At 59.4% G+C, this 16,028-nt stretch carries 17 protein-coding genes; 10 read left to right on the plus strand and 7 right to left on the minus strand.

Annotated features, from left to right (window positions below; translation table 11 throughout):
• From atpB to Q0J60_RS03685, 9 genes are all read left to right on the plus strand, one after another.
• Positions 1-795 carry a F0F1 ATP synthase subunit A gene (gene atpB, locus Q0J60_RS03645; protein ID WP_294438883.1) on the plus strand — a complete coding sequence of 265 codons (795 nt, stop codon included), beginning with the start codon at positions 1-3 and terminating at the stop codon, positions 793-795.
• Between the two features lie 176 nt (positions 796-971).
• Positions 972-1,190: an ATP synthase F0 subunit C gene (gene atpE / locus Q0J60_RS03650; protein ID WP_123207904.1), complete on the plus strand. Its 219-nt coding sequence runs from the start codon at positions 972-974 to the stop codon at positions 1,188-1,190.
• Positions 1,191-1,205: 15 nt separating this feature from the next.
• Positions 1,206-1,850 (plus strand): F0F1 ATP synthase subunit B, encoded by a 645-nt coding sequence (gene atpF, locus Q0J60_RS03655; RefSeq protein ID WP_294438885.1) that lies wholly within the window; start codon positions 1,206-1,208, stop codon positions 1,848-1,850.
• A complete protein-coding gene (gene atpH, locus Q0J60_RS03660; RefSeq protein ID WP_294438886.1) occupies positions 1,840-2,418 on the plus strand; it encodes an ATP synthase F1 subunit delta in 579 nt (192 codons plus the stop codon). The genes atpF and atpH overlap by 11 nt, the downstream gene beginning before the upstream one ends.
• The gene (atpA, locus tag Q0J60_RS03665) at positions 2,412-3,977 is read left to right on the plus strand and encodes a F0F1 ATP synthase subunit alpha (protein ID WP_294438887.1); all 1,566 of its coding nucleotides are present in this window, start codon (positions 2,412-2,414) and stop codon (positions 3,975-3,977) included. The genes atpH and atpA overlap by 7 nt, the downstream gene beginning before the upstream one ends.
• Positions 3,978-3,989: 12 nt before the next feature.
• A complete protein-coding gene (atpG, locus tag Q0J60_RS03670; protein WP_294438888.1) occupies positions 3,990-4,907 on the plus strand; it encodes an ATP synthase F1 subunit gamma in 918 nt (305 codons plus the stop codon).
• A 15-nt stretch (positions 4,908-4,922) separates the two neighbouring features.
• Positions 4,923-6,365: a F0F1 ATP synthase subunit beta gene (gene atpD, locus Q0J60_RS03675; protein WP_367178775.1), complete on the plus strand. Its 1,443-nt coding sequence runs from the start codon at positions 4,923-4,925 to the stop codon at positions 6,363-6,365.
• A gap of 1 nt (position 6,366) precedes the next feature.
• A complete protein-coding gene (gene atpC, locus Q0J60_RS03680; protein WP_294438891.1) occupies positions 6,367-6,639 on the plus strand; it encodes an ATP synthase F1 subunit epsilon in 273 nt (90 codons plus the stop codon).
• Positions 6,640-7,165: 526 nt separating this feature from the next.
• Positions 7,166-9,391: an InlB B-repeat-containing protein gene (locus tag Q0J60_RS03685; RefSeq protein ID WP_294438892.1), complete on the plus strand. Its 2,226-nt coding sequence runs from the start codon at positions 7,166-7,168 to the stop codon at positions 9,389-9,391.
• 43 nt (positions 9,392-9,434) lie between these two features.
• Here Q0J60_RS03685 and Q0J60_RS03690 read toward each other — a convergent pair whose 3' ends face one another.
• Entirely contained in the window at positions 9,435-10,052 is a 618-nt protein-coding gene (locus tag Q0J60_RS03690) for a LuxR C-terminal-related transcriptional regulator (protein WP_294438893.1), read from the minus strand.
• Between the two features lie 229 nt (positions 10,053-10,281).
• On the opposite strand from Q0J60_RS03690, the gene Q0J60_RS03695 reads away from it, so the two are divergent.
• Complete coding sequence (locus Q0J60_RS03695) at positions 10,282-11,187, plus strand: hypothetical protein (RefSeq protein ID WP_294438894.1); 906 nt, start codon at positions 10,282-10,284, stop codon at positions 11,185-11,187.
• Between the two features lie 31 nt (positions 11,188-11,218).
• On the opposite strand, the gene Q0J60_RS03700 is transcribed toward Q0J60_RS03695, so the two are convergent.
• From Q0J60_RS03700 to arcC, 6 genes are all read right to left on the minus strand, one after another.
• Positions 11,219-11,938: an aspartate/glutamate racemase family protein gene (locus Q0J60_RS03700; RefSeq protein WP_294438895.1), complete on the minus strand. Its 720-nt coding sequence runs from the start codon at positions 11,936-11,938 to the stop codon at positions 11,219-11,221.
• Positions 11,939-12,077: 139 nt separating this feature from the next.
• Positions 12,078-12,293, minus strand: coding sequence for a helix-turn-helix transcriptional regulator (locus tag Q0J60_RS03705; RefSeq protein ID WP_294438896.1), 216 nt, complete (start codon positions 12,291-12,293; stop codon positions 12,078-12,080).
• Between the two features lie 96 nt (positions 12,294-12,389).
• On the minus strand, positions 12,390-12,926 hold the full coding sequence (locus tag Q0J60_RS03710; protein ID WP_294438897.1) for a DUF2975 domain-containing protein: 537 nt from the start codon (positions 12,924-12,926) through the stop codon (positions 12,390-12,392).
• Positions 12,927-12,986: 60 nt separating this feature from the next.
• Positions 12,987-13,532, minus strand: a complete 546-nt coding sequence (locus tag Q0J60_RS03715; protein ID WP_294438898.1) for a hypothetical protein — start codon at positions 13,530-13,532, stop codon at positions 12,987-12,989.
• A 169-nt stretch (positions 13,533-13,701) separates the two neighbouring features.
• Entirely contained in the window at positions 13,702-14,946 is a 1,245-nt protein-coding gene (locus Q0J60_RS03720; protein ID WP_294438899.1) for a helix-turn-helix domain-containing protein, read from the minus strand.
• A gap of 302 nt (positions 14,947-15,248) precedes the next feature.
• The coding region (arcC, locus tag Q0J60_RS03725; protein ID WP_294438900.1) for a carbamate kinase at positions 15,249-16,028 on the minus strand (780 nt) is incomplete at its 5' end.

The raw sequence follows: 16,028 nt of genomic DNA on the forward strand, positions 1-16,028 counted from the left end.
ATGGGCGAAGCTCTCAATATGTTCGTCGAGGAGGCACAGGGCATCGCGGCTCACTTCGATCCGCAGACGGTGTTCAGCATCGGCGGCTCGAACGTCACCCAGTACGTCATCTGGCTGTTCATCGCACTGGCCGTCACGTTCATCGTGATCTTGGTCGCTGCCAAGAAGCTCAAGCTGGTCCCCACCAACAAGTTCGTCAACATGGTGGAGTATGGCTATGACTTCGTGAACAAAAACGTTGCCGAGGACGTTATCGGCAACGGCTTCAAGAAGCACGTGCCCTTCCTGGCCACGCTGTTCTTCTTCATCCTGATCTGCAACTTCTTGAGCCTCATCCCCGGCTTCAAGACGGCTACCGGCGCCATCTCTTGCACCTGGGCGCTCTCCGTCATCTCTTTCGTGTACTTCATCGTCTACGGCATCAAGGCCAACGGCCTGGGCGGTTACATCGCCAGCCTCGCCCCCTCGGGCGTGAGCGGCCCGCTGAAGCCGGTCATCTGGTTCCTGGAGCTGTTCTCCACGGTCATCCGCGTGCTCACGCTGGCCGTCCGACTTTACGGCAACATGCTGGCTGGCCACATGATGCTCGCCATCTTCGCCATCGCTACGACGTGCTTCCTGCAGGTGAGCCTGTTCAGCGGCTCCATGGACCTGATCGCCGGCCTGCCTTCGATCGCATGGTTCCTGCTGCTGGTGCTCATCTACGCGCTGGAGTGCCTGGTGGCGTTCATCCAAGCGTTCGTGTTCGCCATCCTCTCGGCTTCCTACATCGGTGGAGCCGTCCATCCTCACTAAGCGCACCGCGCTTCGAGGACGCATCGCCGGAGCGCATCCGGCAGCTCGCCAAGGCGCACTTGGCCGCCCGCCGCGGCGTCACGCGGTCTGAATTTGGTGTTGCAGCTGCACCCCTCAGCTGAACAGTATAGGCAGAAGGTTTCGCAATCCCGCGAAACCCGTCAAAGGAGGAAACAGTGGAAATCACCCTCGCGCTCGCCGCACTGAAGGTCGTCGGCTATGGCCTCGCTGCCATCGGCCCTGGCATCGGTATCGGCATCGCCACCTACGGTCTGTGCACCTCGGCTGCTCGCCAGCCCGAGATGAAGGGTCAGCTCATGGGCTACTTCTTCATCGGTGCCGCTATGTCTGAGGCACTGGCTCTGCTCGGCTTGGTTCTGTTCTTCATCGGTTAATCGACGATTCACCGTATGACTCTTACGAGAAAAGAACAGGAGGCAAGCGAGTTGAAAGCGTACAAGACCAAGGCAGCAAAGCTCACTTCCGCGGTCGCTATCGCGGGCGCTGCAGCTCTGGCCTGCCCGGCGTATGCATTCGCTTCTGAGGAGGGCGGCATCGGCGCCATTCTCCCCAAGATGAACGAATTCATCCCCATGCTCGTCGCCTTCATCATTCTGTGGATCGTCCTCGCGAAGTTCGGCTGGCCGATGTTCGACAAGATGCTCGAGAAGCGTGCCAACACCATTCGCGATGACCTGAAGAATGCGGAAGAGGCCCGCCAGGAATCCGAGCGCGTGCTTGCCGAGTACAAGCAGGAGCTCGCCGAGGCCAAGGCCCAGGCTTCCAAGATCATCGCCGACGCTAAGCAGACCGGCGAAGACGTGAAGGCCGACATCACCGCCAAGGCGCAGAAGGAAGCCGCTGACATGATCGAGAAGGCCCATGCGGCCATCGAGGCGGACAAGAAGGCGGCCAAGGCCGACCTCCAGGCGTCCGTCGCCGACATCTCGGTCGCTGTGGCTGCCAAGCTCATCGGCAACGACCTGTCCGATGAGGAGCATCGCAAGATGATCAAGCGCTACGTCGAAGAGGCAGGTAGTTTCGATGCCAACTAACCGACTGCTCGTAAAAGAAGAGGTTGCCACCTATTCCGGCATGCTGCTGGACGCCGCCTACAACGCCGGCGGTCAGGAGCGTGTGCTGGAGGTGCGTGACCAGCTGGAGCAGGTGCTCGCCATCTACCGCGGCAACGCGGATCTGCGCGACGCCCTGTCCAACCCGGCACTCTCCGCTGAGCAGCGTCACCAGTTGGCCGAAGGCGTATTCGAGGGGGTCGACCCCTTGATTCGCAGCGTTATCGCCGTTATGGCGGAACGCGAAAACCTCGGACAGCTCTCCCAGGTTGCGAACGCCTACCGCGACGCGTCCGAAGAGAAGCTGGGCGTGTGCGTCGTCGACGTGACCACCGTGGTGGAACTCGACGACGAGCTCCGCAAGGTCATCACTGAGAAGCTGTCTCAGGATCTGGGCAAGAACGTCGTTCTGCGCGAGCATATCGACAAGTCCATCCTGGGCGGCATCATCATGAGCACTCATGGAAAACGCATCGACGCGAGCGTAGCGTCCCAACTGGAGCGCACTCGCAACGTGCTTACGGAAACAAACGATGGAGGTGAATGCTAGTGACTGAAATCACCGCTCAGTCTATCGACGAAGCTCTGCGTAAGCAGCTCGAGTCGCTCGACACCAGCGTCGATGCTCGCGAGGTGGGCACGGTCGTCCAGGTGGGCGACGGTATCGCCCGCGTCGACGGCCTGAAGGGTGCCATGGCAGGCGAGCTCCTGGAGTTCCTCGGCGAAGGCGGCAAGACCGTGTACGGCTTGGCGCAGAACCTCGAGGAAGAGGAGGTCGGCGCCGTGCTCCTGGGCGATGTCACGGCAATTCGAGAGAACGACCAGGTTCGCACCACCGGCAAGATCATGGAAGTGCCTTCGGGCAAGGGTCTGCTCGGCCGCGTCGTGAACCCGCTGGGTATGCCCATCGACGGCAAGGGCCCCATCACTTCCGAGGGCACTCGCCCCGTGGAGTTCAAGGCCCCCGGCGTTATCAGCCGCAAGCCTGTGCATGAGCCCATGCAGACCGGCATCCTCGCCGTTGACACGATGATTCCGATTGGCCGTGGCCAGCGCGAGCTTATCATCGGCGACCGCCAGACCGGCAAGACCGCTATCGCGATCGACGCCATCATCAACCAGAAGGAAACCGACGTCATCTGCATCTACGTCGCCGTGGGCCAGAAGGCCTCCACGGTGGCCGGCATCATGGAGACGTTCGAGAAGTACGGCGTGATGGACAAGACCATCATCGTGGCCGCCACCGCTTCCGACTCCGCTCCTCTGCAGTACATCGCCCCCATGGCGGGCGCTGCAATGGGCGAGTACTTCGTCTACACCGGCGAAGACGGACAGCCCGCCGGCCCCGAGAACCACGGCCGTCACGTGCTCATCGTCTACGATGACCTGTCCAAGCAGGCTGTGGCGTATCGTCAGATGTCGCTGACCCTGCGTCGTCCGCCGGGACGCGAGGCGTACCCCGGCGACATCTTCTACCTGCATTCGCGCCTGCTGGAGCGTGCGGTCAAGATGTCCGACGAGTACGGCTGCGGCTCCATGACGGCTCTGCCGATCATCGAGACCCAGGCCGGCGACGTGTCCGCCTATATCCCCACCAACGTGATCTCCATCACCGACGGTCAGATTTACCTGCAGACCGACCTGTTCTTCCAGGGCCAGCGCCCGGCAGTCGACGTAGGTATCTCCGTTTCGCGCGTTGGCGGTTCCGCCCAGACCAAGGCCGTGAAGAGCGTTTCCGGTACCCTGCGTCTGGACCTCGCCGCGTACCGCGAGCTGAAGGCGTTCACCCAGTTCGGCTCCGACCTGGACAAGTCCACCATGGATCAGCTGAATCGCGGTGCCCGCATGACCGAGCTGCTGAAGCAGGGTCGCTACATGCCTCTCGCCTTCGAGGAAGAGGCTGTGGCCATCTACGCTGGTACCAAGGGTTATCTGGATGACGTGGAAGTGTCCGACGTGGTTCGCTTCCGCACCGAGCTTCTGGATTACCTGCGCGCCAGCCATGGCGAGGTGCTCAAGAAGATTCACGACGATGCGAAGTTCACGCCTGAAAGCGAAGAGGCCCTCAACGGTGCCATCGAGGCTTTCAAGAAGCAATTCGCGGCGTAAGGAAGGCCGAACATGCCTAACCTGCACGACATAGACAAGCGCATCAAGTCGATTACCTCGACCAAGCAGATTACGCGCACCATGGAGATGGTCGCAGGCGCCAAGGTGAAGCACGCCACCGAGCGTATCTTCGCCGCCACGCCCTACTCCGAGTCCATGACTGAGATGCTGCAAGGCGTCGCGGAGCGCGTGCAGGCCAGCGAGAACCCCTTGCTGGAGAAGCGTGAGAACGTGAAGCGCATTCTGGCGGTGGCCGTGGTTTCCGACCGCGGCCTCGCCGGCGGCTTCAATTCGAACGTGCTGCGTACGATCGAGAAGACGATTCGCGCGAAAAAGGCGCAGGGTGTCGAGGTTGATGTCATCGCCTGCGGCAAGAAGGCAATCGGATTTTTCAAGTACCGCAAGATCGAGCCGGTGCTTGAATTTGTGGACCTTTCTGCCGACCCTACGTTTGAAGAGGCGAAACAGATCGCCGATTACGCCGTGAAGGCGTATGAAGAGGGCAGCGTAGACGAGGTCGTTCTGGTGTACAACCACGCCAAGAACGCCGCTGAGCAGGTACTCCGCGAGGAGATTATTCTGCCCGTCGACACGCAGGCCGTCATGGCCGCTGCCGCCGGATCCTCGGATGCGGCCGACGCTGCCGATCAGTCCGCCGATACCGTTTCCGCCGCGCTCGAGTTCGAGCCCGAGCCCGCCGATGTGCTCCAGCGTCTGCTGCCGGCGTACCTGCGCACGTCGATCTACCACGCGTTGATCGACTCCGCCGCAGGCGAGCAGGCCGCACGTCGCACGGCAATGCACTCGGCAACCGAGAACGCGAACGAAATCGTGGAAACGCTGTCGCGGTTGTACAACCGTGTACGTCAAGGCGCCATTACCACCGAGATCAACGAGATCGTTGGCGGCGCCGCTGCTTTGGAGGATTAAATGGCTGACGAGAGAATGCTCACCAAAGAGGAGCTCGATGCCAGCAAGGGCGGTACGGGGCGCATCGTGCGTATCGTCGGCCCTGTCGTTGACGTTGAGTTCCCTGCGGATCAGCTGCCGGCGATTTACAACGCGCTGACGGTTGACGCAACCACTCCTGCCGGCGATATGCACGTTGTCCTGGAGGTTGAGACCATGCTTCCGGGCAACCTCGTGCGTTCCGTCGCCATGAGTTCCACCGACGGCCTGGTGCGCGGCATCGAGGTCGTCGACACGGGTCATCCCATCATGATGCCCGTTGGCCCTGAGACCCTGGGCCGCATCTGGAACGTCGTCGGCGAGCCCGTCGACGAGAAGCCGATGCCCGAGGTTTCTGGCTACATGCCCATCCATCGTCCCGCGCCTGAGTACGATACCCTGTCCACGAAGACCGAGATCTTCGAGACGGGCATCAAGGCCATCGACCTGATCGAGCCCTTCATCAAGGGCGGCAAGACCGGTCTGTTCGGCGGCGCTGGCGTTGGCAAGACCGTTATCATCCAGGAGCTCATCAACAACCTGGCCCAGGAGCACGGCGGTACCTCCGTGTTCACCGGCGTAGGCGAGCGTACCCGTGAGGGTACCGACCTCTTCCTGGAGATGAGCGAGTCCGGCGTTATCAACAAGACCTGCCTGGTCTACGGTCAGATGAACGAGCCGCCGGGAGCGCGTCTGCGCGTCGGCCTGGCTGGCCTGACCGAGGCTGAGTACTTCCGCGATCAGGGCCAGGACGTGCTTCTGTTCGTGGACAACATCTTCCGCTTCACCCAGGCCGGTTCCGAGGTGTCCGCTCTGCTGGGCCGCATGCCTTCCGCTGTAGGCTACCAGCCCACGCTGGCCACCGAGATGGGTGACCTGCAGGAGCGCATTACCTCCACGGACAAGGGTTCCATTACTTCCGTGCAGGCTGTCTACGTTCCCGCTGACGACCTGACCGACCCCGCGCCGGCCACGACGTTCACCCACCTGGACGCCAAGACCGTTCTGTCGCGTTCCATCGCCGAGCTGGGTATTTACCCCGCCGTCGACCCGCTGGAGTCCACCTCCCGCGCTCTCGAGCCCGCCATCGTGGGCGAGGAGCACTATCGCGTGGCTACCGGCATCCAGGAGCTGCTGCAGAACTACAAGGACCTGCAGGACATCATCGCCATTCTGGGCATGGACGAGCTGACTGAAGAGCAGAAGCTCACCGTGTCCCGTGCGCGTAAGGCCCAGCAGTTCTTCGGCCAGTGCTTCCACGTGGCCACCCAGTTCACCGGTCTGCCCGGCAAGTACGTTAAGATGGAGGACACCGTTCGCTCCTTCGCCGCCATCCTCGACGGCGAGTGCGACGAGATCCCCGAGCAGTGCTTCCGCCTGAAGGGTTCCATCGACGACGTGTGGGCCGAGTACGAGGCCATGAAGAAGGACGAGAACTAACATGACCAAGTTTGCCTGCGATATCGTGACGCCTGAGGCGAAGTTCTACTCCGGCGATGTCCACTTCGTCGTGGTTCCCGGCACCGAGGGCGAGATGGGCTTTCTGTACGACCATGCGCCCGTCGTGTCCACCCTGGCCGACGGCGTAGTCCGCATCCAGGAAGAAGAGGGCGGCCCGCACAAGGAGTTCGCCATCGAGGGCGGCTACGTGCAGGTCGACGGCAAGAAGGTCATCATTCTCGCCGACAAGGCTGAGGAGCGCGCCCAGGCGTAACCATACGCCCGCAAGGCTCCAAGCCCAAGCGTCATAGCTTTCGAAAGAGAGGTCTGGCATATGCCGGGCCTCTTTTTTGTTTTCAGCCCCAGCATCTACGAGCCGTCTTTTGGGGTCGCTCTTTGGTGTCGTCATGCCGATACGACCATCGTTCGTGACTCGTTATTTGTCGCCGGCGGGCTGATTCCGACAGGGCGCAAGTGCGTTGGAGGCGGTTGGTATCCTTTGGTTTCCACAAGGTGTAGTAACGGCAGAACAAGATGTTGTATAAGCCTCTGACCTCGAAAAACAGCTTGTGAAGAACCCTCGAAATTGCCTCAAAATCTTGTTTGAAACGGATGACGCGGCGACCGGAGTGTGGTTATATAGGCTCGAAATATTAGCGCATACGCACACTAATCGAACTACGCGCAACCGTGCCCCTCGGCACGCCTCGCAATGTTGCGCATGTCGCTCCGCTACGTTTTGCCTGTGCGGTGCGGCGCGTTTTCAAGCGAGGGCTGCGCAGAAGGAGGGGAGTTCCCTTATGAAACCTACGCGTCATATCATCGTGGCAGGCATGACGCTCACGCTTGCATTCGGTATGACCCCTACGGCCGCGCTCGCAGCCGAGAATCCTGATTCCGAAATCATCGGTGAGGCTAATGGAGCCGATGCCGCTGGTGCCACCAATGAGACGGTAGATGTATCCGATGTCGACGGCTCCGAAGTCGATGAAGCGGCCGCTGAAAACGAAGAGGCCTACACTGCGGAAGACGAATATGCTGAGCCCGTTGACGAATCCGACGAGGGCGAGGTTGTAGAGGCGCCGGCTTCGTACGATAAGGCCGACTTCTACGTTGAAGCTCCGACCGTCATGATGATGTCGCGCGCTTATGCCGCGCCTATGGCCGCCTCGGTTGCTCCTGTCGCCCTGTCCGATGAAATGAAGTACTTCACCGCCTATGAGAGCGGATGCAACTATGATCAGGGTCTGTCATGGGGCGATGGCTACCATGCCATGGGCTACTATCAGTTCGATAACCGTTATGGCCTGGATGACTTCCTCATCTCCTGCTATAACTACGACCCCGATACGTACTCGATGTTCAAATGGGTCCTGACTGCCGACATCACGGGTGACCTGTACAACTATTCGACGGGCAAACTGACCAGCATCGGCACCAAGCTTAATAGCTCGTGGCATGCGGCGTACAAGGCCGACCCTGCAGGCTTCTCGGCGCTGCAGGATAACTGGGCCTATAAGGAGTATTATCTGCCGGCCGAAAACTATCTAAAAAGCCTTGGTATTGACATCTCCGAGCGCGCTGACTGCGTGAAGGGCCTCGTGTGGGGCATGTCCAACCTGTATGGCACCAGCGGATGGCGTAAGTTCGTAGGCGGATATACCAGCGGCTATGACTGGAACGGCACCTGGCACGATAGCTATAAGTGGCCAGGCGCCTGGAATGGCGATTACAAGAAGGCCAACGCCATGTCCGATCGCGAGTTCGTGACCACGCTGTGCGATTACGTGGTGAACAACGTTGCCGTGTTCTATAAGGCGCAGCCCGAATACCATGCAGGCTGGCAGAACCGTTACCGCAGCGAGAAGGCGGATTGTTTGGCGTACATCGCCCAGGATGAGGCGCAGCAGGCGGACAGCCTGTCTTACAACGCCAACGGCGGCTCGGGCAAGATGAGCGCCACCAACGGCACCGTGAACAAGAGCGTCAAGGTGGCGGCCTGCGGCTTCACGCGCGACGGCTATGAGTTTATGGGTTGGAACACCAAGAAGGACGGTTCGGGCAAGAGCTATGCCGCTGGGTCCAACTACACGCTCACCGAGGGCGACGATGTGCTGTACGCCCAGTGGAAGAAGAAGCAGGTCGTTGTGCCTACTCCGCCCGCGGAATCCGACGATGCGGTTTCGGACAACGAAGGTTCGACGGGTAGCAACGGTTCGGGCAACGAGGGTTCCGCTGGCGGGAACGAGTCGAACGACTCCGGCGATAGCAACACGGATAATTCTGGCTCCAGCGACAACGGTTCGAGCGATAACGGCTCCAGTGCGGAGGGCGATTCCTCTGACGAGGGTAACGACAACGGCAACGGCAATATGTCGGGCGACTCTTCGTCCGACAATGCCGATTCTAACAGCGGCTCCGACAGCGATGAGTCGAACGATGAATCGACCGGTGATGCCAATGGCGGCAACACGGGCGAGGAATCCGATTCCGATTCGAACGAGGCACCCAAGCCCGCTCCGCTGCCTCCTTCGAATAGCATCGTAGGCGGTACGACGTCCAACGGCTCCAACTCTGGCTCCGACGAGGGAGCCAATGAGGCGCCCGAGAACGGCAATAATGCGAACGAAAACGACGGTGACGCCACCGACGGCGCCGGCGACGAATCCAAGGATGAGTCGTCAGATGGCGCCGATGGATCTAACGCCTCGGATTCGAATGCCACATCGGACGAGAAGACGGATAGCAAGGCAGATTCCGACAAATCGAACACGTCCGGCAATGATTCCTCCGAGGAGAAGGACAAGACGAACGACACCTCCAAATCTGACGAAAACGGTAACGCCGGCGGCGATCAGGGTGACACGAAGGACGCCAAGGAGTCCAAGGCGGCCGACGAGGATAAAGAGACGCTTCTCAAGACCAACGACGAAAGTGCGGGAGTCGTGGCAGCGCTCGTGGGTGGTTTCGCTCTAGCATTCGGCGTGGCAGCGGGAACCCTGCGTCGCATTCTGGGCAGGAACTAACTGCTTGTGACGCCAACATGACTCGTGGCAAAGGCCGTCGGTTTCACCCGACGGCCTTTTCTTGTGTCCTATCGAAATCTTTCTCAACAAGCTGGATCGCCTCTTGCTTTGATGACACGCCGAGCTTGCGGTAGATGTTTCGCGCATGCGTTTTAATGGTGTTCGGCGAAAGCACGAGTTGCTCGCAAATCTGAGGATAAGAAAGCCCCTTTGCTATAAGCACGAGAACATCCTCCTCTTTGCGGGTCAGGTCCGATGACCGGGCAAGGGTGGCGCAGCGTGCTTCGATGGTGTTGGTCTGGGATTGTAGTTCCGAGCATGTTTGCGTGAGCTGTTCGATTCGAGATATTGCCGCGCGGCGATTGCGATCTTGCTCGCGCCATCTAAGTGTTGCAACGAATAAGGCAGCCACCACAAGGATGTCGGTTGCCACGACGCAGAATGCCGCTATCGGTGCGCCGATAAAGGAATACGCCGTAAGGCAGATTGAGACGTTCACAAGGAAACCAACGGCAAGCAGTATGGCTTGGTTTGCGCGAATGCGCAGATTGAGTCCTGCTACTGACGCAAAAGCAAGGCGTACGAAAGCCCCGCATGACGCAAGCCAAAGGACTGCGGCTCCGAGGACGATGACGTATGTAGTGAGTGCAAACTGAAACATGCGGGCCCATTCGAATCTAAACACGATTAAGAATGAATAACTACAGTCGACGCTTCCATGCAGGCGAAGCTCTTTGACCTATCGTATCCTAATTGAACGCTTAACGTTATCGGAGCAGGTAGGACATTGGGTAATTGGAGGGGTGAAATTAATCACCGTAGGCAAAATGCGGCGGTGCCGATATGGTTCAGTTGCTCAGGCAAACAAGGAATCGGAAGGGCGGTGAACTATGGAGTGGCAAAAGCACAGGGCAATTGCGATTGTTGCCTCGGTGTGCGCCATCGCAGTGCTGACATGCGTAATGGGATGGTTCGCGGGAAGGTTCATTCCGGGGAATCCGACAGTGAAAGAGCCTGCCGAAGGGCCGGAGTCAATGGATATCTCATGGCTCATATCGGACGCTCAATATGCGTCGCATGATGTGAGCGCAGGGGATTGGCTCGACCTTTCTGATACGGCTTTCTCGGGAGAGGAGCTCGACGATGATGCGGCCATTCAGAGCAGCATTCATCAATTTCTCGGAGAGGATTCTTGGGCGGTACTGAAGAGTGACGACTCATGGGAGGCAATGATGCCTTCGAGCGAAATTCGCATAACGAATGCAAGAGCGGTATCGGCGGAATCGTTCGAGGAATGGTATCAGGATTACGATTATCTGCAGCAGGTGCTTGCGTACTACGATGAATATCAGACGAAGTTTGTTGTGGTTGACGTTGAGCTGGCCAACAAAAGTGATGAAGAACTCGGTGTGATTATTCCCTGGCTTTGGGGGGATGCGTTTGAACTCTCCAGTGCAGAGGGGGATTGCCCTTCTGAGGCAGCGTGGAATGGCGAGGGCGAAAGCTCCGGCGATGCGGCGCGACATGGACTCCCGCTCGGGGTGACTATGGGGTCTTCCCTGGTTAAAGAACTCTATGGAGAGCCATCGGATGACGCGACGTCGACGCAGCGGCATTTACAAGACGGCTGGTCATCGATACCATCAGGCGATTCGCGCACCTACACAGTGGTATATCCCGCGTATCGCTCCATGTTCGCTTCGCAGGGGGATTATGACAATATCGATTTATCGCAGATGTATCTGCAAATTCCCGATTGCGGAACTAAGACGATGCACCGATTGAGACTTGGCTAAGCTGCGCTGTTTTACATTGCCACGGGCGAGACTACTCCATGAGCCCCTCAAGCGTAAGGCCGATGTGCAGTGAATTCGTCATTCCCAGCGTCACGATGCGCTCAAGGTGCGTAACGCCGGCAGCTAGAGGTTCGACGACGGTGACGGGGCAGTGGGCGGCGGCAAGGCGCTCGCGCAGCTTGGCCACCGCTTGCTGCATGCCGGTGCAACCCAGAATCACGGTGTTGATGCGATGCTCGGTGTGCATCTGCATGCAGACTTCCGCCAGGCGCTCGTCCACGCCGTCGCCGCCGAACACTTCGCCCACCATCATGTCGGCAGGGATGATGGTGGCAATCTTGCCATCGAATCCTTCGGTGCGCGCTTTGCGCTCTTCATTGGCGATGCCGTCGTAGTCAGTAGTGATGATGCCGATGCGCCCGCCCAGCGCCAGCGCCGTGAGCACCGATGGCACATATCCGCCAAACACGGGCACTTCGATCATTTCGCGCAGCGCTTGCACACCGGGGTCGTCGAAGCAGTTCACGAAAATGCCGTCTGCGCCGCGCTGGACTGCGGCAAGGGCCTCACGCACGATTTCGGCGCCGTTGAACATGCCCTGCATGTCGGATTCCACCGAGGGAAAGCCGCGCTTGAGCGTTACGTATTCGATTTCGGTATCGGGGCGGGTGAGCGAGGCCAGATACGGCTTCATCGCGTCGGATACGTTCTGCGGCAGGTTGGCGACGGGATTGATGACGGCAAGCTTCATGGCGCGCTCCTTCGATGACGTTGCATTATCGCAAGTATAACGCCTGGCTAATCGAAGGATGACAAGAGGGGCTGTGGCGGTAGGCTGGAATTGGACGAATGCGAGGTTGGGGGGGCGTCAGCGAGAAGCTAGTCGGTGACTATTCGTCTTCCGGATCGGGGATGTATTCCAAGATGTCGCCTGGCTGGCAGTCGAGTGCCTTGCAAATGGCGGAAAGCGTGGAGAACCGCACGCCGCTCACCTTGCCGGTCTTGATGCGCGACAGGTTCACATTGGACACGCCTACGTGCTCCGAAAGCTCGTTGAGCGACATCTTGCGGTCGGCAAGCATGCGATCAAGTCGAAGAACAATCATGCTTGCCTCCTTTGCACGACGTCGGTGGTGGTTGTTGGGGCTTCCGACAGGGATATTGCATCAAGAGCAGGCTTTTCGCAAGCAGCCGATTCGCCGCTACAGCAATTCATCGTCTTGCTCCTGTAGGGCACAGCCGTATTCGAACACTCGGGCGAGGAAAAGCACAACAACGCCGGCCCACACCCAAAGAATTGCGCTCAGATTGCCTATGGGAGCGTGAAACGCAAGCTCGAGGGCATATGTCCCCAGTCCCCACACGAGGGCGGCTGCGATGGTGAAATACGCGATGCGCTCGAGCGCTTTTACATTCTCAAGGTAGAACGGAGTTCTTCGCTGCTCGATGGAACTGCAAAGCTGAAACAACGCTCGGAGCATAAGCGCAAGGCAGAACGCGGTTGCGGCAATGATGATGCAGTAAAGGGGGCCGACGATGCCGGAAACCTCGTAGTCGTTGATGAATACTGGTGCCCCATGTGCACCCATGGGGCTAAATGCTACTATGAACGCACCCGCAACACTGCACAGGCCTGCACAGCCAAATGCGATAGCGCATGCCCGTGCACCTATGCCAATGGCTCGACTCATGTTGATGGCTCTGTTTTTCGCATCTTCGCGATCTTCGTGATTCATCATGATTCAGCCTCCTGTCCTGCGGTTATCGTGTGTCTTTCACGGGTGAAAAGGCTCGCTTTGCTACAGCAATTCATCGTCTTGCTCCTGCAAGATGCATCCGTAGTCGAAGATGTAGGCGAACGCCAGAAGGATGAAAGCGTTGATGAGCGTGTCGTAGTCGATGCTGAAGTCTTCGGGCACATACACCGTGCCGAACCCGATGGTGGAGACGGCCGCTGCGAGCAGTGCAGGAAGTATGGCGCAGGCGGCATTCACCCAGGCAACGCCCTTGAGTTCGCGGGCACGTGCGCGGTCGAATGGACGCTTCGTCTTGGCGATGGAATAAAACATCTTAGCCGCAATGACATAGGAAGTTACCGCAAGCCCTCCAAAGAGCGCGAATGTGGCGCCCTCGGTGACAAGCTCGCATTGCGAGAAGCCGGGTTCGGTCGGGTTCCACGAGCCTATTGCGATGAAGAAGTCATAGCCGAATGCCCCGCACACAAACAGGATGACGCCTATGAGAAACGCCAAAGCGGCGAATGCGGCAATGGCGATGAGCACGACGAAGGCGATGCGGCAGAGAATCGAAATGCGGTTGAGGGTTTTCTCGCGGAATGCTGGCATGGGTGCTTCTTTCTCGAATGCCCGAGTCTGCCCGGGCATGCTGCCTTTTCTAGAGAGCTCTCATGGCTGCACTATACAAGCAGCATTAATAAAAAGCAATAACTATTTAATGTTTTACGATAAATAGTTATTGCTTAAGATGAAATTGAACTAATTTGGGATAGCGGCGCTATGCGTTGGTTTCCGTCCAATGCGCGGAGATGCCATAGTCGTCGTCGCGGAGGGCGAGAAGTGCCTGGTAGCGCGGGTCGTCGGCGCAGTCATCCCAGGTGGCCTTGGAAAGAATCTGCGCGATCATGCTGTTGAGAAGAATGCCGGCATTCATGTCGTTGAGCTTTTGAGCGGCTTCGGCGGCAGAGAAGTCCTCTGTAATGAGGTCGAACAGCACCGCATCGTGAACGTGGGGCGTGGCATAGGGGTTGTCTTTCGCGGATTCGAATACGCGCTGAAACGCCGAGAGCTCGTTCAGCGCTTCTTCGCTCATGCCCGCGTTTTTATATGCGGTGGCAAGCTGCACATGCGATGAAAGCGCAAACAAAGGTGTGACGGCGTCGAGGCACAGCGTTTCGACGACGGAGGCTGCGGCGTGGGCGAGGGCCGTAAGATGCGCCGGGTCGTCCTGGTAGTGCGAGAGCTGGTTGAGGCATTCGTTCGCGACGTTTGCGCCCGACACGCACACGATGCGTTGGCGCAGGGCGAGGGCATCATCGGTACGCCCTGCCTGGTCGTATGCGGCAGCAAGCAGCGAGGGCACACCCGAAGTGTTGTCGCGTTCGAGCGATTCGAACAGCGCTATGCCCTCATCGACGCGCGGCTTTTCCTGCGGAAGCAGCATGAGAGAGGCGCGCATCATGCGAGCCGCACGGCAGCGCGAAAGGTCGGGGCATTCGTCCTCCAGGCGTATCAGCAGCTGCTCAATATAGGCCAGGGTTTCTTCCATACGGTCGGGCGCATACAGTGCACGGTTCATCAAGATTGAGGCCATGAGGGCAAGCAGCGGCCAATCGCGCCAGTGGGCTCGTTCGGTGCGTTTGCATGCTTCGAAACCGGCGTCAAAATCGGCTTTCAGCAAATCAAGCAGTTCATCAAGGATGCGATCGCGTTCGTTTTTGTCCACCTCCTCGGCGTAGCCCAGCAGCTCGTCACAGGAGATGCCGAAGTATCCGGCGATGCGGGGAATAAGCGCGATGTCGGGTGCGTTTTGCCCCAGTTCCCACTTCGACACAGCCGCCTTGGTCACGTCCAAGTGGTTTGCGAGCGTGTCCTGCGTGATGCCGGCGGCTCGTCGTTCGCGCGCGATGACGGCGCCGATGCGCGCGGCGGGAGAGGCGTGCATTGCGCCTTGCGCTTGCGGGGTGCCCGTTTCATTTTTGGTTTGCGAAGAGGTGGGATGGATGCGTGCGGAATCGGTCATGAGGGCTCCTTCGTATGGGGTCGTCAGATGCCGCAGAAAGTGCGCCTCTCTTTGCTAAATATAGGCGGCGTACTTTTCTTTTGCGCAGGGGGTCCGGCTCCCTGTGATTCCAGTATCGCGTCATCTAGCAGTTGAGTAAATGGAGCGTTAGATGATTTTGGGGGCGTAGAATCTCCCGTAAGGAAACAGGAGGCGCAAAAAAGAGGCTCCCGAAGGAGCCTCCTTGCATTGTCCGGCAAAGACAAGTATGGGCGAAAGCCTTCGTCAAAGTGAAGGCATTGTGCGCCGGCGCTTCGATCGACTTATGCCTTGATGATGGTGCCCGTCTCGCCGCGAAGGCCGGCGGCCGCCTTCTCCAGGCTGGTGATCAGCGCGCGGCCCTGCGGGTAGGCCTCGACGTACTCCAGGCAGGCCTCGACCTTGGGCAGCATGCTTCCGGGGGCGAACTGGCCCTCCTCGATGTACTGGCGCGCCTGGGCCACGTCCATCTCGTCGATGTCCTTCTGGTCGGGCTTGCCGAAGTTCACGGCCACCTTGTCGACCGCGGTGAGGATCACCAGCATGTCGGCCTTGAACGTGGCGGCCATCATCGCGGCGGAGCGGTCCTTGTCGATGACGGCGGGCACGCCCTCGTAGGTGTCGTCGTGCTCGAACACCGGCACGCCGCCGCCGCCCGTGCACACCACGATGTATCCGGCCTCGAACAGGTCGCGGATCGCGTCGGACTCCACGATGCGGCGGGGCTTGGGGCTCGCGACCACCTGGCGCCAGCCGCGGCCCGCGTCCTCCTTGTAGGTCCAGCCGGTCTCGGCGGCCTTCCTCCTGGCCTCCTCCTCGGTGAGGAAGGCGCCCACGGGCTTGGTGGGGTTCTGGAAGGCGGGGTCGTCGGGGTAGACCACGGTCTGCGTGACCACGTTGGCGGTGGAGCGCATGATGCCGCGCCTCTTCATCTCCGAGAGCACGGCCTGCGAGAGGTGGTAGCCGATGTAGCCCTGGGACATGGCGCCCGCCTCGGGGAAGGGCATCTCGGGGGTCTTGCCGTCGTGGGCGCTCGCGTAGGCGAAGGCGTTGTTGATCATGCC

It is taken from the genome of uncultured Slackia sp. (genome assembly GCF_944321625.1).
Lineage (GTDB): Bacteria > Actinomycetota > Coriobacteriia > Coriobacteriales > Eggerthellaceae > Slackia.